At 42.1% G+C, this 508-nt stretch carries 1 protein-coding gene; it reads right to left on the reverse strand.

Annotated elements, in window-relative coordinates:
• Positions 1-378 (reverse strand): MltR family transcriptional regulator (locus R8N49_RS30700; protein WP_140386250.1); only part of this gene is annotated, 378 nt, incomplete at its 3' end.
• Positions 379-508: the final 130 nt, after the last annotated feature.

Raw genomic sequence — 508 nt, forward strand, 5'->3', positions numbered from 1 at the left:
AAAGCAGTCTTGCTGAGAAGAGAGTACAGCTTGGTTTTTGATGAAGTCATAAATCACATCATCTGTAAACGCGATCTTTTCAGGCTGAGTAACCACATACTCCAATACCTGATCGTACAAGCCAATGTCTGCATAAGTTTGTAATGAGATTTTCCCCATCGCGAACATCAACTTGGAGACAACATCGGTCGTGACCAATGGCCCATCTTCTCTCAATAAAGGATCCACAGCATACTCCTTCACTAAGTCGTCTTGGACGAACACACTCGGAAGTAATGCTTTTAACTTGAGGTTAATTATTTTGTTAGAAACCTGAAGAAACGCAGTGGCATTTTCACACTCATCCAATTTCTCCAGTAATTCGTCTTCACGTGACAACGTCTTATGACCTCTCCATTATGTGGCAGCGCAAAGGCTACCACACATGTTCGTTGCAACTAAACCGTTAAGCTCACGTCATAAAACTCAAGTAACGCTTTTTCTGCATACGCGTTCCACACATAGTTGT

The organism is Vibrio sp. 1978, from assembly GCF_033344345.1.